Origin of the sequence: Bacteroides sp. An279 (assembly GCF_002159615.1) — a bacterium.
Lineage (GTDB): Bacteria > Bacteroidota > Bacteroidia > Bacteroidales > Bacteroidaceae > Phocaeicola > Phocaeicola intestinalis.
The window spans coordinates 44,004-70,210 of the sequence record NZ_NFJA01000007.1; the positions used below are offsets into that span (position 1 = coordinate 44,004).

Genomic DNA, 26,207 nt, shown 5'->3' on the forward strand with positions numbered 1-26,207 from the left:
AAATTCAAGACAGTTTCTTATAGAAATTTTTCTTTGTAGCCTTTCTAAATTACGTAAAAAAGATTACCTTTGACCCAGAAAGAGACTGAGCGGATGGAAGAAAATATAAAAGAAAAGGTAAAACAGATTCTGACTGATTATTTGCAGAAGAACGGGCATCGCAAGACACCCGAACGATATGCCATTCTCGACACGATTTATACCATCAAAGGACATTTCGACATCGAGATGCTATATTCATATATGGCAGAAAAAGAACGTTTCCGTGTCAGCCGTGCCACGCTATACAATACGATTATCTTACTGATTGATGCAGGACTGGTCATCAAGCACCAGTTCGGCAATACATCGCAGTATGAACGTTCGTACAACAACGAGACTCACCATCACATGATCTGCACTTCGTGCGGCAAGGTTTCCGAGTTCGAAGATGAAACCTTGAAACAAGCCATCGTAGATACCAAACTGAAAGGTTTTCATGCCTCTCACTACTCCTTATATATATACGGGCTATGCAACAAGTGTATGGTAGCGAAAAGAAGAAAAATTTCAAAAACTTAAAAATTAGATTATATGAAAGTAGATGTATTGTTAGGTTTGCAATGGGGCGATGAAGGTAAAGGGAAGGTCGTAGATGTACTGACCCCGCGTTATGATGTTGTTGCTCGTTTCCAAGGAGGACCTAATGCCGGTCATACACTGGAATTTGAAGGTCAAAAATATGTACTCCGTTCTATTCCGTCAGGGATATTCCAAGGCGATAAAGTCAATATCATCGGTAATGGCGTGGTGCTGGACCCAGCTTTATTCAAGAGCGAGGCAGAAGCACTTGAAGCAAGCGGACATCCGCTGAAAGAACGCCTGCACATTTCGAAAAAAGCACACCTCATCTTACCTACCCACCGGGTGCTGGATGCAGCTTATGAAGCTGCCAAGGGAGCATCGAAAGTAGGCACCACCGGAAAAGGTATCGGACCGACATATACCGACAAGGTGAGCCGCAACGGTCTGCGTGTAGGCGACATCCTGCATGGATTTGACGAGAAATACGCAGCTGCCAAAGCACGTCACGAAAAAATTCTCCAAAGCCTGAACTATTCGTATGATATAACCGAAGCCGAAAAACAATGGATGGAAGGTATCGAATACCTGCGCCAGTTCCACTTGGTGGATAGCGAACATGAAATAAACCGCCTCCTGAATGAAGGCAAGAGTGTGTTGTGCGAAGGTGCGCAAGGTACGATGCTTGATGTTGATTTCGGTTCGTATCCGTTTGTTACTTCTTCCAATACGATTTGCGCCGGAGCCTGCACGGGACTGGGACTGGCACCCAACCGGATTGGCGAAGTATATGGCATCATGAAAGCTTATTGTACCCGCGTAGGAGCCGGACCATTCCCTACCGAACTGTTCGATGAAACCGGAAAAACTATCCGCGACCTTGGACATGAATATGGGGCAGTGACCGGACGCGAACGCCGTTGTGGATGGGTCGACCTCGTAGCATTGCGTTATGCCATTATGGTCAACGGAGTCACCCAGCTTATCCTGATGAAGAGTGATGTACTCGATGCCTTCCCCATCGTGAAAGCTTGTGTAGCATACAAAGTGAACGGAGAAGAAATCGACTATTTCCCCTACGATATCACCGAAGGTGTAGAGCCGGTATATGTAGAAATGCCCGGCTGGCAGACCGATATGACCAAGATGACTAGTGAAGACGAATTCCCCGAAGAATTCAACGCCTACATCTCCTTCCTTGAAGACCAGTTGGGTACTCCCATCAAAATCGTATCAGTAGGTCCCGACCGCGAACAGACCATCGAACGCTATACTGAATAATGAGTAGATGAATTTGTAAGTTCTTAAGTTTTTGAAGTTTTAAGTTTAGCTTGCAAAACGAAAAGACTTAAGGACTTACAAACTCAAGAACTAAAGGACTAGGCATTTATATGATTTCTATAGAAGGTTTGAAAGTGGAATTCGGAGTAACTCCATTGTTCAAAGATGTATCGTTTGTTATCAACAAGAAAGACCGCATTGCCCTAGTAGGCAAGAACGGTGCAGGCAAGTCTACCTTATTGAAAATACTTGCCGGCATGCAACGTCCCACCGAAGGCACAGTAGCGGTACAGCGCGGAGTTACCATCGGTTATCTGCCCCAGGTTATGGTGCTGAGCGATACACGTACGGTACGTGCCGAAGCAGAAATGGCATTCGAACATATCTTCGAAATGAAAAAACACCTGGAACAGATGAACCAGGAACTTTCAGACCGTACCGATTATGACTCGCCAGACTATCACGGACTGATAGACCGTTTTACACACGAAAACGAACGTTTTCAAATGATGGGAGGCAATAATTACCAGGCTGAGCTGGAACGCACCTTGGTGGGCTTGGGCTTTGCCCGTTCTGATTTCGACCGTCCTACCAGTGAGTTCAGCGGAGGATGGCGTATGCGCATCGAGCTTGCCAAACTGCTTTTGCGCCATCCAGACGTGCTTCTGCTTGACGAGCCTACCAATCATCTTGACATCGAGAGCATTCAGTGGCTGGAAGGATTCTTGAAAATGGAACCGGGAGCCGTAGTACTGGTCAGCCATGACCGGGCTTTCATCAACAATGTCACCAATCGCACTATCGAAATATCGTGCGGACATATCTATGATTATCGGGTACCTTACGACCAGTTCGTTGTCCTCCGCAAAGAACGACGTGAACAGCAACTCCGTGCCTACGAAAACCAACAGAAAGAAATAAAAGACACTGAAGACTTCATTGAACGTTTCCGTTATAAGGCGACTAAGGCTGTACAGGTGCAGAGCCGCATCAAGCAACTCGAAAAAATCGTACCTGTCGAAGTGGACGAAGAAGACAACTCATCCTTACACCTCAAGTTCCCACCCGCCATCCGCTCGGGCAATTATCCCGTGATATGCGAAAACCTGAAGAAAGCGTACGGTTCCCATGTGGTATTCCACGATGTGAACCTTACCATCCATCGAGGTGAAAAAATAGCATTCGTGGGCAAGAACGGCGAAGGAAAATCCACACTCGTCAAGTGCATCATGGACGAAATACCCTATGAAGGAAAACTCACCATCGGACACAACGTGCAAATCGGCTATTTTGCCCAAAACCAGGCACAACTACTTGACGAGAACCTGACCGTATTCGATACCATCGACCGCGTGGCAAAAGGAGACATACGCCTGAAGATACGCGATATCCTGGGCGCATTTATGTTCGGAGGCGAAGCTTCCGACAAAAAAGTAAAAGTGCTTTCGGGAGGAGAAAGAAGCCGGTTGGCAATGATACGCCTCTTGCTCGAACCGGTCAACCTGCTTATTCTCGACGAACCTACCAACCACCTTGATATGCGCTCGAAAGATGTACTCAAAGAAGCCATACGCGAATTCGACGGCACTGTGATAGTCGTTTCGCACGACCGTGAGTTTCTCGACGGACTGGTGACCAAAGTCTACGAATTCGGCGGAGGACTGGTGAAAGAACACATCGGCGGCATATACGATTTCTTACAGAAGAAAAAAATAGAAAATCTGAATGAACTTCATCTCTCCGCATCTACAGCCGAAGGTGTAAAGAAAAAGGAAGAAAAAGACCCTCCCAGTGAAGGCAAACTTTCTTACGAAGCCCAACGAGAACAAACACGCAAGATACGCAAGCTGGAAAAACAGGTAGCAGAACTGGAAACATCTATCGAAAAAATGGAACAGCAGGTGTCGGCACTCGAAAACCGTATGGCAACACCCGAAGGTGCAGCCGACATGTCACTCTACCAGGAACATCAGAAACTGAAAGAGCAGATAGCCGCAGCGGAGACCGAATGGGAAACCATTTCACTTGAACTGGAAGAACTGAAATAAATTCTCAACCTACACTTGACAGGGAAAACACCCCCATAATTCTTTTACTCGTAATGATAAAGACAAAACTAAGTTTTTAAACAAAATAGCAATATGAAAACAAAACATTATGTAGCAGTAGCCGCTTTTGCCACACTGGCAATGGCCGGCTGCACCGGACAAAAGAATGCCACGAACACTTCGGGCATTGATTTGGCGAATATGGACACTACCGTATCCGCCGGTACCGATTTCTTCCGTTATGCCTGCGGAGGATGGAATGACGCACACCCGCTAACCGCTGAATATTCACGCTACGGCACATTCGACCAACTGGCAGAAAACAATCAGAAGCAGCTGCGCGGGCTGATTGAAGAACTTGCAGCCAAACAAAACGAACCTGGAACCGCCGCACAGAAAATCGGTGACCTTTATAATATGGCAATGGACAGTGTGACACTGAACAAGCAAGGATGCGAACCAGTGAAACCTATGCTTGAAAAAATAGCCGCACTTACTGACAAAAGCCAGGTCATCCCGATGGCAGTCGAGATGCGACGTACAGCAGGTATAGGCACTTTCTTCAGCTACTACGTTTATGCCGATCCCAAAAACAGTGTGCTGAACATCTTCCAGATGGGACAAGGCGGCATCAACTTGGGCGAAAAAGAATATTACCTCGACAATGACAGCATCACCCAAAACATCCGCGAGCAATATAAAAAATACATTGCAAAACTTTTCACCCTTGCCGGATTTACTGAAACCGATGCACAACAGAAGGTGGCAGACGTAATGGAAATAGAAACTGCCATTGCCAAAGTATCGAAAAGTGCAACCGAACTGCGTGACCCCGAAGCCAATTACCACAAAATGACATATGCCGAACTCAAGAAGCAGATTTCCGGCATTGACTGGGATGCCTTTATGAAAGCTTTGGGTATCGAAGCACCTGCCGAACTGAACGTAGAACAAATAGAACCCATTCAGGAAGTAGCGAAGCTCATCAATACCCTGCCGCTCTCCAAAAGCATTTCATACTTGGAATACAACCTGCTTGACGCTGCAGCTCCCACATTGAGTGATGATTTCGTGACTGCACGCTTCGACTTCTATGGTAAAGTGATGTCCGGACGACAAGCCAATCAACCACGCTGGAAACGTGCCGTTAATAGCGTCGATGGTTTATTGGGTGAACTGGTAGGCGAAATGTATGTCGAAAAATATTTCCCCGCTGCAGCCAAGGAACGTATGGTCAACCTCGTAAAAAACCTGCAAACAGCACTGGGACAGCGCATCGATGCACAAGAATGGATGAGCGACAGCACCAAAATGCGTGCCCATGAAAAACTGGATGCTTTCCGCGTGAAAGTGGGTTATCCCGACAAGTGGAAAGACTATTCAGCACTTGAAATCCAGAAAGACTCGTATTGGGCAAACGTATGCCGTGCTGCTGCCTGGGGCTTCAACGACATGATATCCCGTTTGGGAAAACCAGTCGACCGCGATGAATGGCTGATGACACCGCAAACTGTCAATGCTTACTACAATCCCTCTACTAACGAAATCTGCTTCCCGGCAGCAATCCTTCAACCACCATTCTTTAACATGGAAGCCGATGATGCTGCCAACTACGGTGCTATCGGCGTAGTAATCGGACACGAAATGACTCACGGATTCGATGATCAAGGACGTCAGTTCGACAAGGAAGGCAATCTGAAAGACTGGTGGGCAGCAGGAGATGCCGACCGCTTCAAAGAACGTGCACAAGTAATGGTGGACTTCTTCAACAACATCGAAGTACTTCCGGGATTACACGGAAACGGCCAGCTCACCTTGGGTGAAAACCTTGCCGACCACGGAGGTTTGAACATCGCATACCTGGCATTCCAAAACGCCACAAAAGATGCCCCATTGGAAGATAAAAACGGCTTTACACCTGCACAACGTTTCTTCATTGCCTATGCTACGTTATGGGCAGGAAACATCCGCGACGAACAGATTCGTGTATATACCAAGAGCGATCCTCACTCGTTGGGCGAATGGCGTGTAAACGGTGCCCTGCCTCATATCCAGGCTTGGTATGATGCTTTCAACATCACTCCGAACGATCCACTTTACGTAGCTCCGGAAAAACGCGTGAACATTTGGTAAAGAATCCATATATGTCGATGAATAATATAAAAACAAGCAGATTCTTCAGTATTGGTTCTTCAGACTGATCCGTCATAAGAAGCTGTTTTGAATTTATCGTGCGATGATTTGGGATGAGTTTTTGAGGCATTTTCGCTTCTGTGATGAGGAAGATAGCGGGCTATCTGACGAAGAACAGGAGCGGAAAGGACCAAAAAATCGCCCAAAGCACACACGAAAACAGATACATCAAGCCAAGAAAAACTTTTTGGAGAAATTCAAAACAGCTTCTAAGAACATTCCATCTGCAACAACCTTCATCGCACAATAAAAAACTCCCTATCATTATTCAGAATACGGATAATGATAGGGAGCTTTTTATTTGATTTAATTTCCTGTTTAAGGGGGTCACTCAGCCTCAAAAAGAGCATAAAAAAAAGAGTTACATCACCTGTAACTCTCCAATTATCATGTGGTGCCAACGGGAATCGAACCAGTGACACAAGGATTTTCAGTCCTTTGCTCTACCAACTGAGCTATGGCACCAACTTGGTCTTGCAACCGTTATTTTCCTGATTGCGGTGCAAAGGTAAGTCTTTTTTTCTTTCACAACAAATTTTCGGCAAAAAATTTTTTCTTCAACTAGAAAAATACTTCAAAATATACCTTAAACGACAGATTCTAAGAAACTGTCTATGCTTCCTGCGGTACTAATTGAGCATTTTGTATATGACACATGGTAGAGGGCATATCGCATACGCCCCTACATGGGATATTGGCAGATATCCGTTAAAATAAATCATCGGCAAAGAAAGAACCTATTACATTAATATGTACTTTTGCATCGGAACAAATAAAGCCAGACGGATTTATGAAAAAAGCGACGTTATATCGATATTGGGGTACATACTTCGCCGTGGCACTCGGTTGCCAGCTGACATTCGGTAAATGCCAGATAGCATTCTTCGCCTTCCCTGTAAATGCCGCCCTTCTGCTATTGGGGGTGACAAGCCTGTGGATTCTTCACAAAGAAAAACCTCAGTCGGCTGGCTATCTGGTTTTATCAGCACCTGCCACCACATTCTTGTTATTGGGGATAACCTTTGTTTCATGCCTGCTGATGGGCCTCGGTACGTTACTGACCCCCGATTCATGGTGGACGGTATTCACCCTCATTGCCTTACTTGCCCACCTGCTCATCGTCATTTACCGGGGCATGTGCAGAAAACGGGCACACAAGCTGCGCTTTGCCTTGACCCACATCGGACTGCTACTTGCATTAGGAGGTGGAATGGCGGGAAGTGCCGACACACATGAATGGAGGATACTGGTCACCAAAGACCAACCGACCCGGCAAGCATTCGACAGACACGGAAAAAGCATTTTGCTGAAAGATTCCATGCAGTTGCAGACATTCGATATAGCCTATCATCCCGATGGAACCCCACAAAGCTACAATGCCCAAGTAATCATAGGAGACAAAAGTGCTACCTTGAAAGTAAATCACCCTTACACACTTTCGTGGACGGACAATCTTTACCTGACAGATTACGAACACGTACCGGCAAACGAACAACCACATTATTGCGTGTTGCAACTGGTGAAAGAGCCTTGGAAGTATGCTTTATGGACAGGAATCTGGATGCTGATAGCTGGTTGCGTACTCTTATTTACACAAGGGATACCTGCCCTGCCAAAGAAAGGAGGTGATGAAACATGCTGACATGGGACGAATTTATCGGATTTGCCCTTAGTGCAACACTGCTATGGGTGGGAGGTGCCTTCGCGGCATTCCGTAGCACGGAATTCAGCAAGAAAGCTTTCGCCTTGACCTGTACCGGACTGTGTATCTATGCAGCCTTCATTATTTGCTTTTGGATTTCGTTGCAACGTCCGCCGCTCCGTACCCAAGGAGAAACCCGATTGTGGTATTCTTTCTTCCTGATGCTATGCGGCTTGCTTACCTACCGACGTTGGCACTACAGGTGGATACTTCCCCTTTCCACCCTACTCACCCTTGTATTCGTCATCATGAATCTGATGAACCCCGAACAGCACGACCGCTCACTGATGCCTGCCTTGCAAAGTTACTGGTTCGTGCCCCACGTAACAGTCTACATCTTTGCCTATGCCGTGTTCGGCTGTGCCTTCCTGCTTGCCCTGGCAGGTGTGATAAAACATACCGGCCGCTATCAACCCACCATCGACCGTCTGACATGTATCGGGCTGGCCTTCTTGACCTTCGGCATGCTAAGCGGTGCCCTATGGGCAAAAGAAGCATGGGGATATTTCTGGAGTTGGGACCCGAAAGAAACATGGGCCGCCGTCACATGGAGCATCTATCTGCTTTACCTTCACCTCCGTCTCTATGGCAAGCCCCGGCACCAGAAGTGGAACGTCCTGTTATTGGCAACCGGCTTCCTGTGCATGCAGATGTGTTGGTATGGTGTCAACTACCTGCCCTCGGCACAAAACAGTATGCACGTATATACTTGACAAAAGCATAACAGATTGCCAGCTGTGTCCCGTGAATAACAAAATAGTTACCCTATAGGAAACAACCCATAAATATAAAAACTCAATAACATAAAAAAACGACATGAAAAAAAGTTCAATCATTGTTTTAACCGTGGTGGCGGTAATAGCCCTGCTCGCCGTCATCTACCGAGCTGTAAACAATGCTCCGTCTGCCAGTTTAACGGCAAACGAGCAAGTGGTCCAAGTGTTGACAGACGGCGGATGCGCCTCCTGCCATTCAATGGCACCGGATTTGCCTTTCTATGCCCACTTCCCTGTCATCAAAGGAATGATAAACAAGCATGTGCAAGAAGGTTATGCCACATTCGACATCCTGCCTTTCATGCGCACCATGAAAGACGAATCGGTACCCAATGAAGTAGACCTCAACAAAGTAGAGCAATGCATCATCGACGGTTCCATGCCGATGAAAGAGTATTACCTCGTACATTGGGGCTCGTCCATCACCCCTGAAAAGCGCGACCGGATGCTGGCAGCTATCAAAAGCATCCGTGCCAGGTATTTCCACAACCCGCTGGCAGCACCCGAATTTGTCAACGAACCCGTACGTCCTCTGCCCGACAGCATCGCTTATCATCCGCAAAAGGCAGCTTTAGGCAAACTGCTCTATCACGACACACGGCTCTCTGCCGATGGAACCGTTTCGTGTGCTACCTGTCACGGCCTGAACACCGCCGGAGTAGACAACAAACGCTACTCGGAAGGTATCAAAGGACAGCTGGGCGGAGTAAATGCCCCGACGGTATATAATGCCTGCTTCAATTTCGCACAGTTCTGGGACGGACGTGCTGAGACATTGGCAGAACAAGCCGGAGGACCTCCCTTGAACCCCGTAGAAATGGGATGCCAGTCATTCGATGAAATCGTAGCACGACTTTCCGAAGACAAAGCGTTCGTAAAAGACTTCATAAAGGTTTATCCCGAAGGGCTGAGCCAAGCCACCATCACTGACGCCATCAGCGAATTCGAAAAAACGCTGGTAACACCCAATTCGGCTTTCGACCGCTATCTGAAAGGTGAAAAGTCTGCCATGACCGACGAACAGATAGCAGGCTATAACCTGTTCAAGCAATATAGCTGCGCCACATGCCATGCCGGTGCCAGCATGGGTGGGCTGAGTTATGAACTGATGGGACAACGCGCCAACTACTTTGAAGACCGGGAACTGACCCAAAAGTCGGGACTGACAGATGGAGACAACGGACGATGGGCACAAACCAAGGTAGAACGAGACCGATACCGCTTCAAGACACCAACCTTGCGCAACGTGGCACTGACCTATCCGTATTACCACGACGGAAGTGTAGAAACACTTAACCAGGCAATTACCATGATGGCAAAATACCAGGTAGGACAAGAACTATCGCCCGAAGAAGCACAAAAAATAGAAGCTTTCCTCAATGCACTGACCGGTGAATACGAAGGCAAGACATTGACCAACAGCAACATGAACAAGTAATTATAATTTATTTGTGCATTTTAATGACACACAGATAACGCAGACTGACATTTTTTATGCTATCCGGGTAATCTGTGTGTCATGATGCACCCAAAAAATACACCACGCAAAAAAAGAATTATGGAACAACCTCAACTGAACGAACACAACAAGACGGAATATCCGCCCATGCACACGTGCGAACACATCGTAAACCGTACCATGGTCAACCTCTTCGGATGCGGCCGAGCCGTATCGGCACACATTGAACGCAAGAAAAGCAAACTCGACTTTGCCCTGCCACAAGCCCCGACCGATGAAGAAATAACCCACATCGAAACAACCGTAAACGAAGTCATAGCCCGGCACCTGCCCATCACTACCGAATTCATCACCCAGCAAGAAGCCAAGGAACGATTCGACCTGAAACGCCTGCCCGAAGGAGCTTCGGACACCGTACGCATTGTGAAAGTGGGCGATTACGATGAATGCCTTTGCATCGGACTGCACGTAGCCAACACATCCGAAATAGGTATGTTCAAAATCATCAGCCACGACTATAAAGACGGCATCTTCCGGATGCGTTTCAAACTTCTGTAATATGGCAAAAAAACGTAAAAAACAAGCAGGAGGAGGACTGAAAGGCTTTATCCTGCTGGCAGCAATCATTATCGGAGCTCTTTACCTCTACCAGAACGATGGAAAAATATTCAGCTCCGAAACAATCAGAACACTGACGGATAAAGCAAGTGTCACTGAAAACACAAATGCCAAAGCGCCAGATGGCAGATACTCCTTACAACTGGAGATACCGAAAACCATCCGCCAGCGAGACGAAACCATCATCACCCATACCGGATATACCGTGTCTTACAACCATCATTATAAAACCCCCAACTGGGTGGCATGGGAACTTACGCGCCAGGAAACGACGGGAGAAGAAGGACGCACCAATCAGTTCCTGCCCGACCCCAGTCTGCCTGAACCTCGCGTGGAGACCTCCGACTACACCCATTCGGGCTACGACCGCGGACACATGGCCCCGGCAGCCGACATGAAATGGAGCAAACAGGCAATGAAAGAATCGTTCTACATGAGCAACATCTGCCCGCAAAACCGCAAACTAAACCGCGATGACTGGGGCGACCTGGAAGAGAGTTGCCGCAAATGGGCAAAGAAATACGGCACCGTATACATCGCCTGCGGTCCCATCTACGACACTTCTTCACCCAAACGAATCGGAAAGCACCAGGTGGCTGTACCCGACCGTTTCTTTAAAGTCGTGCTCATCTACAACCGGAAAAACCCCATTGCCATGGGCTTCCTGTTCGAAAACAAAGCACATCACCAGAATCTGAAAAACTATATGGTCAAGGTAGACCAGGTAGAAGAAGAAACCGGACTGGATTTCTTTTCCAAAGTGCCCGACGAAGTGGAGAACCGCATTGAAAGCATCGTGCCCGAAGGCATTGCTTTCTAATGGCATTTTGCTTTCACCACAGATTGCACAGAAAATAAGTGACAATGCTGCATGCTGCCAGTAAGCAGGATTGAAAAACGAAGATATCTCCGAAAGCAGTTTCATATATACTGAAACTGCAAACGAATATATACTTCATCGGCAAATGAAGTATATATTCGTTTCTTAACAAGTATCTACCGGTACTTTGCGGAACTCCCTTTACATCATTTTCCGCCAGATACAACTCTTTACACCGATTTATTATTCAGACTGGCTTTTCTCTGCCAATGTCTTGCACAACAAATCGTGGTCGCGCAAATCGTTACGTAAACGGTACGATCCGTCTTTATCCACCAATACGTACGAAGGAATGCCGTCTATCTTGAACTTTTTGGCGAGATACTCCCACTGCTTATCGTTCAGGCGGAAATGCTTGCCTTTGATATCAGGAATCATGGTCTTGTATTTAACAATGGGCGATGTCTCATTGGCAATGTAAATCCAAACCAGATTATCATTCTTCAGTTCCGTATCTTTCAGCGGCTCGGTAGCCTTGATAGCCGCACGGCAGGGACCGCACCACGTATTCCAAAAATCTACCAACACCACCTTGCCCTTATAGGGAGATACAATGGCATCGAACAACTTCTCAACCGGTACATCGGGAGTCCGCTCAACAACCGCCTTATCCTTTACAGCTTCTAATTGGGCTAACGTCTCTTGCTGCATCGCTCTCAATGCATCCGCATAAAACGGATTGTCTTCCGCACCGAATACTTTCATATCGGCTTCGGTCAACGTCCCAGCCTGTGCTTTCCCGACAAGCGGAATAAACTTCCGTAACGAAGGTACCAGTCCGGTCTGAATGCCGGCAGCTTTTATCCAAGCTTCATCCGCATACGCCACACTACCGATATAATCAGAGCTTCGTGCCCCCATTAACAGTTGCGGGTCGTTTATATCGAATAACTTGGTAAGCCCTAAGATGCTTTCAGGCTTCATCGGGTCGATTCCTTTCACGGGATTCCGCCTGTCCCAGTCGTTATGCAAGTAGCGGTAATTGAACTCACGTCCCCGGTCTCCATCCATCATAGCCACAACTGCTTCGCCTTTCAAGGACAACAGCATCCATTCTTTCATCAAAGATGGCAGGCTATCCGACGCAATGCTATCCGACAACTCCTTATACCGATTTACCACATACGTTTCATACGCTTCCGCACTCATCTTGTAATCCCCAAACTTGCCGCTATACAGATTCATTGACCATGCGGGCCAATCCGTCCGGCTATTAACCAGGTTATTAAGATTGGCATACGTACCATCTGCATACAATGTCCGGAACGACTGTATTTCCGAACCTTTTCGACTGGCAACGATACGTTGGCCACTGAACCGCTGGTCTATATACACCGTGACATGTTCGCCGGGAGCAAGCAATACCGAACCAGCCATCGGGAACAAAGCCTCAGCCAGACCATATTGGCTAAATTTGAATGTCACTACTCCGGTTACCGAATCAATGGCTGCCGTATATTCCTCTTGCCCGCCTGTCAAAGTGTTGACATACATAGCCTGTTCCTTTCCCAGTTCTTTCCGGTGATGAAGCAAATGGACTTCAACCGTCGTTTCCCCACTCTTAAAGACAGGTGCAGGCATGGTTGCATTCCCGTCTATCTGCAAAGCTTCGGCAGGAATGCCTTCAGGAGTATCATAACTCTTCTTCCCGGTCAGGTCTATGCCAAACAGCTTAAAGCAGTCGGCACAATCCGATTCGATGAAGTCGAAAGACTTTGTCCGTTTGGGCAACGGCTGGAAAGAAAGTACAAACGAAGCCTCTCCCGACTCAGGCATCCAGAAGAGCGAATCGGGTGTAATACCTTGTGCATCAGTCAAAGCATAGTTTTTACCTTCTGCCCGCAGATAAGTTTTCGAATCGATGCGAATCCAATAATGCGGCCGGAAATACGCATCCACATGCAACACCGTAGCGGTGTCGGTCAGTTCTACTTTCGCGATATCAAGTGTCATGCTGTTGGCACTCTCAATCAGTGGGTTCTCTACGACTTTAGGTCCTGTCTGGCAAGCCGCCAGCATCAAGGCTGATAAAGCCGATGCAACAAATGTACTGTTTTTCATAAGCTGTTTTTATTGAATAATGTAACAAATATACGCATAAAATCGGTTATTCCCGCTTGATGACTTCAGCAGGATTCATTTTCGCAACCTTATAACCGATTAGCCACACGGTAAGGAAGGTGATTCCAGCCGTAATTGCCAGCGGCATCACGAAATGTGAAATGGAGATGGGAACATAATAACGGAAATGCTCCAGCCACGGTAGCATGCAAGCATACACCAAAGGCACGGCTATCAGGAAGGCAATTGCCACCCCCGCTACATACGAGCAAGATAATATCCATTGTATTTGTCCCAAAGAAGCTCCATGTATCTTCCGCAAGGCTATTTCACGTTGACGCAGACGGACGGTATAACGCACCAAACTGAACAAACCAGAAAAAGTCAGCAACAAACTGATTGCCGCATACAAAGACAGGATATCCGTCAACATCACGACATCCCGATTGGCTTCTTCCAATATACCTCCTATATCCTGATATACAAACGTCCGGTCGGGATAAACCTCTTCCCATTTCCGTCTCAACTGTTTCAAGACTTCCGCTTTCCTGCCCTCCTCTACCCTTACCGAAAGTGTTTGCACATCGGCAGACGATACATCGTTCAGGCTGATAAACAACGGCCAAACCGATTCGGATAACGACCTTTTCCTGAAATCACGCACTACCCCTACGATAGTCCGGTTATCGAACAACGGTTCATCGGGAAGGTATTTGGACACCTGTTCACCAATCGGATTGATGCCATCAGGAACAAACTTCTTCACAAATGTTTCGTTCACCACAACGGGATAGGCGGTAGCAGGAAGCAAACGAGCGGTCTGTTCCGAGTCTATCAGTTCCAGCCGATAAAAGTCCAAAAAGTCTTTCCGGCACGAAACCATATCTATCCAAACAATGTCTTCCGGATTTCCCGATTTTCCGATAATGGCCATTGATTCTTCAAAAAGCCCTGTTTCGGACAAGGTCACCTCCTTTACTCCTTGCCAATGCCTTGCTTCTTCCATCCACGCAGAAACAGGAGGTCCCCAATCCTTTTCTACATACACATCAATTACTCCCTCAAACCGCAGGTTGTCTTTCTTTATCAGTTCCAACTGGCTATGAATAATCAAAAACACACTGAATAAAACCAAGGTCACGACAAACTGTCCTCCCTGAAAGCAAGACACCAGCAAACGTCTTATCTTACCCTGATAGAACCAACGATACTCGCTTTCGGTAAGCGACTGCAACTTCCGGCTGATGAAAAAGGCAGGAATCCCCGCAAGGACAATACCTCCCAACAACAACCAAGGCAATACTTGATAAGACAGTATGTACCCCATCGTCAACTCGACATCCATCAACCGGTTGAACAAAGGCAACAGGTCATTCATCAGCAAAAAAGAACAAATGAACGCCAGCCCAATCATCAGGCACGTATCTAAAAACAACTGGCGATAAATGTCTTTCCGCGACGCACCGGCAAAAACCTCAATATGCAACATACGCATCCGGTCCAACAAACGGGTAAGCCCTAAATTGAGGTAATTGAAACAAGCGACTAACAATACAAGCAATGCCACGACTCCTCCAATAACCAGAATGACAAGCGAACGATGCCGCAAAACAAGGTCCTGCACACTGGTATCAAAATAAGACTCGTGTAAAGTTCGTGTATCCAAATGACCTTTACCCAATACCGTAGGAAGAAGAGTTTCCGCAAACTTCTGCCGAAATTTATCCAAGTCTGTCCCTTCACGCAACTTGATGAAACAAGCTTCTCCGTCATCAGAACCTGCCGACAGACTCAAAGCACCTACAGACAATAAAGCCTGCGCCGGATTGCGGAACACCACCTTCACAACCATCGGACGAACATCTCCGTCAACAGTCATGGCAAGGGATTCTCCCAAGCAATCCGATGAGCCAAATATCCGCAACGCCGTCTTTTCTTCCAAAGCAACCGCATCCGGTTGTACTTGTACTTCTTGCCAACTGCCTTGCACCGCCTCCAAAGGAAAGAAGTCAAGAAACGTTGAATCTGCCAGCATAAACCGTTCTATTGAAAACGTCTCATCCCGATATACAACCGAAACTTTACTACGTTTCGACACACGGGTAGAAGTTTCTATTTCGGGAAAAGCAGACACGATTTGCGGCACATCCGGTCCATATATAAAAGTAGTCGCTGCCTGCTCTCCCATTGGCACCTGTTGAGTCAGGCGTAAGATACGTTCTCCGTCAGGAATCACTTTATCGGCACGATACTCATGCAATACAAAAGCTCCCAACAAAGAAACGCACAAGATGCCAATGACCAAACTGCCCCATGCTACCACAGTAAACAACTTGTTGCGCCACCAGCCTCGTACAATCAACCGCAATAACTGATAATAAGACATAAGAATCAACTAATCAATTGAGCTCAAATTCCTGCAGATTAACACAAACTTTCACCCATATTCAAATTCTGCGAAAATCTGCGTTAATCTGCGTTTTTAACCAACATATACCATCATAACGCCACTTCCGTTACCACCTGCCCGTCGAACAGACGGATAATACGTCCGGCATAACCGGCATCGTGTTGCGAGTGGGTCACCATCACGATGGTGGTGCCTTCCTTGTTCAAGTCGGTCAACAGGCTCATCACTTCCTTTCCGTTCTTCGAATCCAGGTTACCGGTCGGCTCGTCGGCAAGTATCATCTTCGGATTGGAAACTACCGCACGGGCTATCGCCACACGCTGCTGCTGCCCTCCTGAAAGCTGTTGCGGGAAATGTTTCGAACGGTGGGCTATCGCCATCCTTTCCATAGCTTCCTCCACCTTCCGCTTACGTTCGGAAGCCGGAACACCCATGTAAAGCAAAGGCAATTCGATGTTCTCGTACACATTCAGTTCATCTATCAAGTTGAAACTCTGAAATACAAAACCGATGATTCCCTTGCGAATGGACGTGCGCTGCGCTTCGGTGTACTTCGACACTTCCTTCCCGTTCAAGTAATACTCACCTCCCGTAGGATTGTCGAGCAACCCCAAGATGTTCAGCAACGTAGACTTGCCGCATCCCGAAGGACCCATAATGGCTACAAACTCGCCTTCTTTTACTTCAATGCTTACATTGTTCAAAGCCCAGGTCTCCACCTCTTCAGTGCGGAAAACCTTCTGTAAATTTACTGTCTTAATCATATTCTTGTTTTTAATAAATGCTTATTTTATTCCGCCTTCATCACATCCGCCGGATTGATGCGGGCTGCCTTGTTCACCTGCCACCAAAGTGTGCCCAAAGAAATCACTGCAACCAACAGCAAGGCAACGATGAATATCCACGGACTTAGTGGAGCCTTCAATACAAAATCTTCGGTATATTTGTAGAGTATCACCCAAGCTAATGGAACAGCTACAACAAACGATACCAGCAAAACTTTCAAGTATCTGCCACCCAGCAGCCAATAAAGGTCACGCAGAGTTGCACCGTTCACCTTGCGGATGGCAATTTCTCGATATCGCCTGCGGATATCAAAAAGCGAAATACCGAACAGCCCCATGCACGACACCACGATGGCGATAAAGGCGAATACCGAATAGACCGTAGCTATCTTGCGGTCGTGGGCATACTGCTCTTCCACCACATCCGCCAGCCAGGCATGGTCGAACTCTTCAGTCCCATAAATTTCCTTCACCGTGCGGCGCAGGTAGGCAAGCAGCTCTCTTTCCTTGCCCGGCTGCACGGCGATGGAAAGCTTACCACTTTCGTATCCTCCACTTATGATATAAACAATGGGCTGTACGCCACCGGTCAACTTACCGAAATAACAATCGGCTATTACCGCTACGACGGGCATCAATTCCAATCCACCCTTTTTTACACTACCATCAGCTCCAAAAAACATCCATATAGGAGACTCAGCCCTGATAAACGCTTCTTCCCTATCGGCATAACCAAATATTTTCATAGCTTCCTCGTTCAATGCTATCTCGCTATGAGTTACGTCATGTATCTCATCCGGCAAAGTGCCATCAAGTACCTTCAATCCGTAAAAATTAAAAAAAGCGGCAGGAACAAACAATGCCTTCACCGATACCTTCTTATCCTTCTCATTGAAAAAGTTCACTTGAAATTCGGAAGTGATTTCATCAAACGAACTGCATATCCACGAATCAATATACGGACATTCGTCCAATGCTTTCCGAATCCTTTCGATACGTTCGTTACGTGTTTTCCTCTGCTCGTCCGTATATCTATTATTCCAGTTTTCTTTCTGCAAATCAGCTTCTAATATCCTTTCCGTACGGAACCCCGGAGGCGTATTGATAAGGAAATCGAAATGACGGCTGAAATAAACCGACAAGACCACAAGTACCACCGTAAAGACATACTGGACACCCAGCAACACCGCACGTGAAGCTACGGAATAACGTACTAACACATTGCGCATGGAAATAACAGGCGAACGATAACCATACTTGATGTAAGGATAAACCGAAGTGAGCAAAGGCAAGACTATCAGAATGCCTAACGACAACCAGCCGTCGAACGGTGTATAACCAATCTGCTCGCCCAACAAACGCTCTACCGGAACCGCCGTAACCTCTATCAGCACCCATGCCACGAAGAGCGAGGCAAAGACCAGCACGAAGTTTTCCAGCCAGATTTCCACAAATAGTGAAGAACGCCCCAGTCCCAACACCTTCTTGATGCCATATTCGCGTGAACGCTTCATCAGCATCACCATATAGAGGTTGATAAAATTCAGGATGCCTACCGCCAACAACAAGACTATCACTCCTGATAAAATCAGCAAGTAAGACCTGTCGCCGTGGTTCATCAATGATTTTTCCGCAATAATGGAAGGGTCGAAATAAAACTGTTTCCAAGGAATAAACCGGTAACGCATAGGACCGGAATATTTCGTATCGCGATAAACACCACTCACTTTGTTTATTGCATCCAAATCAATGCCAGGCAATACACGGACCATTTCAATATTCATCCGGTTCCAATCCTGCAAACCACTGGAAACCAACACATCGAATCGCCAAACAGTTTTATTGGAAGGGCTATCCACCACTCCTTGCACGACTACAGATATGTCATCATAAACCAGCACTTTCCCAAGAGGATTCTCCCGTCCGAACAGTTGTTCTGCAAACTTGCGGGTAAGGACAGCCCCCTGATTGCCTTGCATCGTAGTAGTTCCCATCACTACCGGATAAGCGAAGAAACGGAAGAAAGTAGAATCTACTGCCAATATATCGGCATTGTAAGTGCGGTTCTCATACACAATATGTGTACGCTCATTGGGAACAATCAGACAACGCTCTGTCACCTGTTCGTCGGCAAGATAAACCGAGTCCATATACATTCTGGCACTGGGACACCAATTGCTATAAACGTCTGCCAGCGGCAGCACCACCGTCTCCGGATGAATACAATTAGCGTCCACCGTAAGTTCGCGGTGGATGTAGCGCAGCAAGATGATGCTGCAAGCCAGGCTGAACGCCAGCCCCAGCAAGTTAATTATCGTGTACGAACGGGCACGCGTCAAAAAGCGTACCGACATTTTCAAATAATAAAGTGTTGTCATAAGCTATTTCGTTTGTTTTTTTCACCACAGATTACACAGATTAGATAAATTATTATCTGTATAGTTCATGATGAATAATTAATTTTTTAATCTGTGTTATCTGTGGTGAAACCATCATCTCAGTATTAATTCTTCCGCATCGCCAAAGTTATCATATCCTGTGGTAATAACCCAATCTCCGGGCTGCAAACCTTCAGTTATTTCATATTGGCGAGGATTCTGCCTACTGATGGTGATGGGCACCTTCACCGCCTTGGTGCGGTCGGCGTTCAGCTTGAATATCCAGTTGCCTCCCGTCTGCTGGTAGAAATTGCCACGCGGAATCACGATTGCCTTTTCGGGTTGCCCCAGCTCGATTTGCACCCGGTAGCTCTTCCCAAGGCGCACATTGTCGGGCATCTCCCCGGTAAACACCAAATCCACATCGAAGGTACGCTCTTTCACCTCGGGCACCACCTTGGTTACCCGGAGCGGATAACGTTTACCTTGATAAGTGACCGAAGCGGGCAGACCGGTGGTGACACGGTCGATGTAATACTCGCTTAATGCCGTGCGTATCTTGAACTGATCCATTACCTTCACTTCGGCGATATTCTCACCCGAACTCACCTGCTGTCCGGGCGTGACCTTCACAAAACTCAACTGCCCATCGGCAGGCGCACATACTACAAGGTTATCCCTCCGCTGTAACGAACGCTCCCATTTCTTCCGCTCCCGCTCACGGTCGTTGCGGAGCAGTTCCTTGCGGATAACCGTCATCGCCGAATCGCTTTGCAGGCTTTGCAATTTCAGCCGTGTAGACTCTGTTTTATAACGATATTCATCGGCGGACACTTCCAGCTGCGCCTTGCTGCGGATGCCCATCTTATATTCTTCCTCTTCCAAGGCGAAACTCTTGCGGATTTTGTTCAGTTCGTATTCCGCCTCCAATGCCTGTTGCTTCAGTGTCAATGTCTTCTGCTCCATTTCTATCGCCTTTTCCTCGTAAGAGATGCGTTGCTTCTCCCACTCGTCCCGCTGGTCTTCCAAGTCGCGCATCAAGTCGGGATTGGTCAAGGTCAGGATGGTGTCGCCCTGCTTCATCAGGCTTCCTTCTTCCGCCACTATGCGCTCCACATTCCCACTCTCGCGCACGTTGACCATCAATGTCAATATGGGGTGCACCACTCCTTCCACATCCACATATTCCATAAAATCATCGTTCTTCACTTCCGCCAGTTGCACCGATTCGGTATCTATACGCAACTTCTGCGGTCCGGAAGCAAGCGCAGCCACGTAAACAAGTCCGGCAACCAGCACCGCCCCTGCCGCTATGCGATAGCGATAACGCACGTACCAGGGCTTTTTCTCTAATTTTATATCCATGTCTTCAGTTAATAGTTAATAATGAACAGTTGGGGTCTCACCACAGATTTCCTATATTTCCGGCAAATTCTCCGCAAGCGGACAATTGCGTTCGAAATCGTATTGCGTCATGCTGCGCAAACCATAATAAAGCGTCCAATAGGTTTTCAATGCCTCAATGTGATTGCGGCGTGCCGTATCTTTTTCGGTGGTCGCTGCATTCAGGTCGAGGATGGTAGACTTTCCCATCAGATACAAGCGAAGAGCCACTTCGTAACGCCTGCGTGCCGTTTCATCGGTACGTGCCGCCACTTGTACCTGCCGCGCCTGCAGGTTGAACTGCCTCACCATTTTCCGCACGTTCAGTTCAAAATCGGTCAATCCCTGCTCTACTTGCGTATCAACCAGCTCGATATTCGATTTCGCTACCCGTACCTGACCTTTGCCACGTCCCCAGTCAAGAATAGGAATCACTACCGACAGACTGACATATTGCTGGTCAAGTGGATTACGATAAGACGCCCGCAAATTATCTGCTGTCTGCGAAAGCCCGAATTGCACATACAGGTCGGCTTTCAATCCGCGGTTGGCACGGGCAGAAGCCAACCGGCTACGGCTTTCCAACTTCAGCCGCTGATACATTTCGATGTCGGGACTATGGGCAAAAGCTTTTTCCAAGGCTTGGTCAAGTGGTACTTCGAAAGCCGTCACGCTATCTGCCGGGAATACTTCTATCGGCTCGTCTTCCCGGATACCTAAAAAAGAGCGAAAAGTCAACATCGCATCTTCCACTTCAATACTAGCCTGCATCATATTAGTCTCTTCGGTCAACTTGTTCACTTCCAGCTGTAACATCTCGTTTTCGGTAATATTACCTATATTATACCGTCCGCGTGCATAACGGTAAAGTGTGTCTGCCGAAGCATAATTGGCACGGGCGATATCCAGATTGGCCTGTGCCGTGGCAAGGTCGAAAAACAATTCGCAAGCCCTCAAAGCTATCAGCTCCAGTGTTTCGGCGTACGACTTTCTGGCTTCACGGAAACGTACCGGTTCGATACGACGGTCCCACTTCAGTGAATTGTATCCGAAAAGCGACTGCTGATAACCAATCGTGACAGGCTGAGTATTGTATGCTTCGGTATGGTCACCGAATTCATCCATACGCTGTGCCGACGTCTGCAAAAACAAATTACCTCCCGTAAACCATATATTCTGACTGACCGACAGGCTTACATCTGTGCTCAACTGATTTTGCCGAAGAAACTGTTCCGTACCATCAGGTTGGGTCACACGGTTGATTTGGCGGTTGAGGTAAGGTGTAGAAGTAAGACTGACTTCCGGCAAATAATTGGCACGGAAAGAACGGTAGCTCCAATAGGCAGCACGATAAGTATGCTGTGCCGCCTGCGCTTCCGGCGAATGTGCCTGCGCCATCCGGATAGCATCGTCCAGACTTAAACGCTCGGCTTCTGCTCCTGTCCATCCCATAACCAACAAGCAAAATATTCCTATCAATCGTTTCATATTACTGCACAAAATGATTCTGAAAATAACAATCAAAATCCATGCCACAAACATAAGCATCTATCTATCAACAAATTTACCAATCATCACCTCGGCAAACCCTGTGCGGAAGCACACATATTTTGTGCGAAAGCGCACATACAGCACAAGCTGAAAATGCGTATCTTTGCAGAGAAGCAAACTAAAGACTATGGAACCCAAAGGTAAAATACTGATTATCGATGACAACGAAGACGTGCTGTTCGCACTGAACCTGCTCCTGGAACCTTATACAGAAAAAATAAAGGTAACCACCCAGCCAGCACGCATCGGGCATTTCATGGCCACTTTCCAACCGGATGTTATCTTGCTGGATATGAACTTCCGCCGCGATGCCATCAGCGGACAAGAAGGATTCGACTGCCTGGAACAGATTTTGCGCATAGACCCGCAAGCGGTGGTAGTCTTTATGACAGCCTATGCCGATACCGACAAAGCAGTAAGAGCCATCAAGGCAGGAGCCACCGATTTCATTTCAAAGCCATGGGAAAAGGAAAAGCTGCTTGCCACGCTTTCTTCCGCTCTCAAACTCAGCCAGTCACGCAAAGAAGTAGGCAGGTTGCAAGAACAGGTGCTTGCCCTGAAAGGAAATGATGATTTGCCGGAACTAATCGGAAATTCACCAGCCATGCAAAAGGTAAAAGAAACCATTTTCAAGCTCTCGGATACCGATGCCAACATCCTGATATTGGGTGAAAACGGTACGGGCAAAGACCTGGTAGCACGAATGCTGAAACACTTTTCCCCCCGGCAAGAGGCAGCATTCGTCACTATTGACTTAGGAAGCATCCCCGAACAACTGTTCGAAAGCGAACTCTTCGGTTACGAAAAAGGTGCATTTACCGATGCACGGAAATCTAAACCCGGGCGGATGGAGATAGCTTCGGGAGGCACACTCTTTTTGGACGAAATCGGAAATCTGTCACTCCCCATGCAGGCACGGCTGTTGACCGCCATCGAAAAGAAACGCATCACACGGCTGGGTGCCATCGAACCCATTCAGATAGATGTACGGTTGATTTGCGCCACCAATGCCGACCTGCACAAAAGGGTAACAGAAGGCAGTTTCCGCCAAGACCTGCTTTACCGCATCAACACCATCGAGCTGCGCATCCCTCCCTTGCGGGAAAGAGGCGAAGACATCCTGCTGCTGGCAGAACACTTCCTGACCAAATACAACCGGAAATATCACAAAGAAGCCAAGGGACTGACCCGGGAAGCCAAGAACAAGTTATTGAAATACAATTGGCCCGGCAATGTACGCGAACTGCAACATACACTGGAACGGGCTGTCATCCTCAGCGAAAACAACCTGTTACGCCCCAATGACTTCTTCTTTCCACATACTACGGCAGGAAACGATAACGAAAACATACAGGAACTGAATCTGGAAAAGCTGGAGCGCAAAGCCATCGAACAAGCATTGAAAACCAGCTGCGGAAATATGAGCCGTGCGGCAGAACTGTTGGGCATTACCCGCTTCACCCTTTACCGGAAACTGGAAAAACTCGGATTATGAAAAACTATACTTATTCTTTAGCCGTACACGTAGGCAGCATTACCCTATTTGCCATAGCTGGCGCATTTGCTGTAACACAGCACCTGTGGTTCTGCGCCACAGCCTGTATAGTTCTGCTCACCGGTATATGCATCAGTCTCTACCGAACACAAAACCGACAAATCCGCATGATGCAACGGATTGTAGAATGTATGAAAAACAATGACTTGTCTCAACTGATGTGTGCACCGTTCAACAATCCTACGATGCAACAACTGGCAACCGATATGTCGACCGCCCTTAAGAATATCCGCACACACCTGAACGAAGAAGAGACCAAACATCTGTACTACGAAAATCTGTTGAACCAGGTAGATACAGCGGTCATTGTCTGCCATTCGGACGGAAGAATTGAATGGATGAATAAACCGGCACAGCAACTGTTGGGCAACCGTAACAAACTACCCCAAGAAATACTTTCGGCTATCCGTAGCAGACAAGCCGTGGTCCAACTGCCCCATTCTGTTGTACCGACAGAGCTTTCGGTATCTGCCACTCACATCCAACTGAAAGGAAAAGCCTACTGGCTGGTAAGCCTGAAGAATATACATACAGCACTGGAACATACCGAAATGGAAGCCTGGCAAAAACTTATCCGGGTATTGACCCATGAAATCATGAACTCCATCACTCCCATAATCTCACTGGCTGACACCTTGAACGAACGCTGCCAGACATACTCACCCACCTCGACAGACACCCTGATGCAACAAGGACTGCAAATTATCCAACGAAGAAGTAAAGGTTTACTGGAATTTGTAGAAAACTACCGAAAACTGACCAAAATCGCTCCGCCGGTAAAAAACAATATCCGGGTAAATGATTTCTTTGAAGACTTGAAACAACTGTTTGCCGACACGCGCATCACATTCCATTGCCCTGATTGCGAAACACCTTGGAAAGCCGACCGCGGACAAATGGAACAAGTATTCATCAACCTTATCAAAAATGCGCAGGAGGCTTGCTGCGACAACCCGTCAGCACACATCAACATATATGCACACATAGACGATGAAAAATGGAAGTTCATCATTTCCGACAATGGAGAAGGTATGCTTCCCGAAGTAACAGAACGCATCTTCGTCCCTTTCTTTACCACCAAACCGGGAGGTTCTGGCATCGGGCTGGCATTGTGCAAACAAATCATCGTATTACATCGGGGCCAGATAGCCGTTACTTCGGAACCTGACAAAGGCAGTGAATTTACACTTACCTTTCCAATGTAAACTGCCCTTTATGTTTTGTCATACGGCCGTACTCGATGGCATGCTTGGGACAATGGTGATAACAGGAAAGACACATCGCACAATTCTGTCCCCACACCGGATGTTTTTTTTCTAACCGAACATTGTGTAAGGGGCAGGCTGTAACACATTTTCCACATGATATGCAAGCATCTGTCACATGAAAACTTTTGGCAGAAGTCATGAACCGATTGAACAAAGGACGAATCAAATAAGACTTGATCCATGGAAACCTGCCTTCCTTACAATCTACCTTATCCGCACGCGCGGCAACATAGCGGGCTATATCTTCTATCCTGCCCACTGCCTCACGAAGTTTCTTCTGTTCTTTATCTTTAGGGTCTACGTCAAATCCCGGCAAACAGACATACGTTTCAGGCATAATCACCGAAAAACCAGCAGGGCTGGTCCAACCTTTCTCCTGCACGGCACGTGCGAAAATATCGGCAGTCTTACCCGTATCATCGCCACAAGTACAGACAAAATACACATAAGAAGGAATTTTATTGGCGCGCACCTTCGAAAGGAAACCACTTACCAGTGCGGGAGGTCCCCATGCATACACAGGAAAAACAAATCCTAATGCCTCCTCTTCCTCTAAATCCAATAACAGTTCGTCACCCCATATATCCAACAGAGCATAAACACGTTCATCCAATAACTTTCCTAATAAGTTTGCAACCCAACGGGAATTGCCCGTTCCTGAAAAATAAAGCAACATAACAATTAATAATTGACAATTATACTTCTTGCGAAATGCCACACAATCCATACAGCGAGCGGCATGATATAAACAAAAAAACGAAGAACCTTGCCTGTTTGTTTACAGTGACTAACAAGATTCTTCGTTTTCCTAAAAAAGAAGAGCCGTACCCGAGGCGTGACGAAACTCCGATAGACAGGATTTGAGTGCCCACCTCCTTTGTAATCCACCGGCATAAATGCTACCCGAAGGCGTGGCCCGCCATTGGAGGATGAAGCGTAGTCTCGGTATTTCATATTATTTGATGAGTTTCCCGATTCTGCAAGTACGGCTCCATTTTTGTATGACAAATATAATGCTTTTATCTGAGTCTGCCAAATAAATCCATTATTTATTTACTATTATTCGATTTACGAGGTACGATTTAATCTATTCCAGTAAAAACGTCACATTGTGACGCCTCTACTACATATTAATACATCCAGAACTTCGTCTCTATTTATTTCTCAGCGTCTCTGTGCCTCTATGTCCAATCGAGTAGGAGGTAAACACTAATCATAGGTGTTTATCTCCTATTTTCATGTTTACCGACCTCTCACACCACCGTACGTGCCGTTCGGCATACGGCGGTTCCTATTTT

At 47.0% G+C, this 26,207-nt stretch carries 19 protein-coding genes and 1 tRNA gene; 12 read left to right on the plus strand and 8 right to left on the minus strand.

Going from position 1 to position 26,207, the window contains the following annotated elements; all coding sequences use genetic code 11:
• Positions 1 to 93 precede the first annotated feature (93 nt).
• The 5 genes from B5F78_RS02450 to B5F78_RS02470 all read left to right on the plus strand — a co-directional run bounded on the left by B5F78_RS02450 (position 94) and on the right by B5F78_RS02470 (position 6,333).
• On the plus strand, positions 94 to 561 hold the full coding sequence (locus B5F78_RS02450; RefSeq protein WP_087208271.1) for a Fur family transcriptional regulator: 468 nt from the start codon (positions 94 to 96) through the stop codon (positions 559 to 561).
• Positions 562 to 573: 12 nt separating this feature from the next.
• The gene (locus tag B5F78_RS02455) at positions 574 to 1,842 is read left to right on the plus strand and encodes an adenylosuccinate synthase (RefSeq protein WP_022038763.1); all 1,269 of its coding nucleotides are present in this window, start codon (positions 574 to 576) and stop codon (positions 1,840 to 1,842) included.
• A gap of 110 nt (positions 1,843 to 1,952) precedes the next feature.
• Positions 1,953 to 3,890, plus strand: a complete 1,938-nt coding sequence (locus tag B5F78_RS02460) for an ABC-F family ATP-binding cassette domain-containing protein (RefSeq protein ID WP_087405874.1) — start codon at positions 1,953 to 1,955, stop codon at positions 3,888 to 3,890.
• Positions 3,891 to 3,983: 93 nt separating this feature from the next.
• Entirely contained in the window at positions 3,984 to 6,023 is a 2,040-nt protein-coding gene (locus tag B5F78_RS02465) for a M13 family metallopeptidase (protein WP_022038761.1), read from the plus strand.
• 103 nt (positions 6,024 to 6,126) lie between these two features.
• Complete coding sequence (locus B5F78_RS02470; RefSeq protein ID WP_162608466.1) at positions 6,127 to 6,333, plus strand: hypothetical protein; 207 nt, start codon at positions 6,127 to 6,129, stop codon at positions 6,331 to 6,333.
• A 142-nt stretch (positions 6,334 to 6,475) separates the two neighbouring features.
• On the opposite strand, the gene B5F78_RS02475 is transcribed toward B5F78_RS02470, so the two are convergent.
• A tRNA-Phe gene (locus B5F78_RS02475) sits at positions 6,476 to 6,548 on the minus strand.
• A 325-nt stretch (positions 6,549 to 6,873) separates the two neighbouring features.
• On the opposite strand from B5F78_RS02475, the gene B5F78_RS02480 reads away from it, so the two are divergent.
• From B5F78_RS02480 to B5F78_RS02500, 5 genes are all read left to right on the plus strand, one after another.
• Positions 6,874 to 7,725, plus strand: coding sequence for a cytochrome c biogenesis protein ResB (locus B5F78_RS02480; protein ID WP_087250174.1), 852 nt, complete (start codon positions 6,874 to 6,876; stop codon positions 7,723 to 7,725).
• Positions 7,719 to 8,498 (plus strand): cytochrome c biogenesis protein CcsA, encoded by a 780-nt coding sequence (gene ccsA / locus B5F78_RS02485; RefSeq protein ID WP_087210062.1) that lies wholly within the window; start codon positions 7,719 to 7,721, stop codon positions 8,496 to 8,498. The genes B5F78_RS02480 and ccsA overlap by 7 nt, the downstream gene beginning before the upstream one ends.
• Before the next feature lie 103 nt (positions 8,499 to 8,601).
• Positions 8,602 to 9,999 (plus strand): cytochrome c peroxidase, encoded by a 1,398-nt coding sequence (locus B5F78_RS02490; protein WP_022038757.1) that lies wholly within the window; start codon positions 8,602 to 8,604, stop codon positions 9,997 to 9,999.
• 120 nt (positions 10,000 to 10,119) lie between these two features.
• A complete protein-coding gene (locus tag B5F78_RS02495; protein ID WP_022038756.1) occupies positions 10,120 to 10,578 on the plus strand; it encodes a threonyl/alanyl tRNA synthetase SAD in 459 nt (152 codons plus the stop codon).
• 1 nt (position 10,579) lies between these two features.
• The gene (locus B5F78_RS02500; RefSeq protein ID WP_087250168.1) at positions 10,580 to 11,458 is read left to right on the plus strand and encodes a DNA/RNA non-specific endonuclease; all 879 of its coding nucleotides are present in this window, start codon (positions 10,580 to 10,582) and stop codon (positions 11,456 to 11,458) included.
• A 243-nt stretch (positions 11,459 to 11,701) separates the two neighbouring features.
• Here B5F78_RS02500 and B5F78_RS02505 read toward each other — a convergent pair whose 3' ends face one another.
• The 6 genes from B5F78_RS02505 to B5F78_RS02530 form a co-directional block, all read right to left on the minus strand.
• A complete protein-coding gene (locus B5F78_RS02505) occupies positions 11,702 to 13,579 on the minus strand; it encodes a TlpA family protein disulfide reductase (RefSeq protein ID WP_087405876.1) in 1,878 nt (625 codons plus the stop codon).
• A gap of 46 nt (positions 13,580 to 13,625) precedes the next feature.
• Positions 13,626 to 15,965: an ABC transporter permease gene (locus B5F78_RS02510; RefSeq protein ID WP_087405877.1), complete on the minus strand. Its 2,340-nt coding sequence runs from the start codon at positions 15,963 to 15,965 to the stop codon at positions 13,626 to 13,628.
• Between the two features lie 113 nt (positions 15,966 to 16,078).
• Positions 16,079 to 16,753 (minus strand): ABC transporter ATP-binding protein, encoded by a 675-nt coding sequence (locus tag B5F78_RS02515; RefSeq protein WP_087405878.1) that lies wholly within the window; start codon positions 16,751 to 16,753, stop codon positions 16,079 to 16,081.
• Positions 16,754 to 16,779: 26 nt separating this feature from the next.
• Entirely contained in the window at positions 16,780 to 19,152 is a 2,373-nt protein-coding gene (locus tag B5F78_RS02520) for an ABC transporter permease (RefSeq protein ID WP_087405879.1), read from the minus strand.
• Between the two features lie 114 nt (positions 19,153 to 19,266).
• Positions 19,267 to 20,517: an efflux RND transporter periplasmic adaptor subunit gene (locus B5F78_RS02525; protein ID WP_087405880.1), complete on the minus strand. Its 1,251-nt coding sequence runs from the start codon at positions 20,515 to 20,517 to the stop codon at positions 19,267 to 19,269.
• A 51-nt stretch (positions 20,518 to 20,568) separates the two neighbouring features.
• Entirely contained in the window at positions 20,569 to 21,987 is a 1,419-nt protein-coding gene (locus B5F78_RS02530) for a TolC family protein (protein ID WP_239473461.1), read from the minus strand.
• 226 nt (positions 21,988 to 22,213) lie between these two features.
• Here B5F78_RS02530 and B5F78_RS02535 point away from each other — a divergent pair, with 226 nt between their 5' ends.
• Positions 22,214 to 23,581: a sigma-54-dependent transcriptional regulator gene (locus B5F78_RS02535; protein WP_087405882.1), complete on the plus strand. Its 1,368-nt coding sequence runs from the start codon at positions 22,214 to 22,216 to the stop codon at positions 23,579 to 23,581.
• Positions 23,578 to 24,846, plus strand: coding sequence for a sensor histidine kinase (locus B5F78_RS02540; protein ID WP_087251605.1), 1,269 nt, complete (start codon positions 23,578 to 23,580; stop codon positions 24,844 to 24,846). The genes B5F78_RS02535 and B5F78_RS02540 overlap by 4 nt, the downstream gene beginning before the upstream one ends.
• Here B5F78_RS02540 and B5F78_RS02545 read toward each other — a convergent pair.
• Positions 24,830 to 25,585 carry an EFR1 family ferrodoxin gene (locus tag B5F78_RS02545; protein WP_022038743.1) on the minus strand — a complete coding sequence of 252 codons (756 nt, stop codon included), beginning with the start codon at positions 25,583 to 25,585 and terminating at the stop codon, positions 24,830 to 24,832. The two genes, B5F78_RS02540 and B5F78_RS02545, sit on opposite strands and share 17 nt — an antisense overlap.
• Between the last annotated feature and the right edge of the window lie 622 nt (positions 25,586 to 26,207).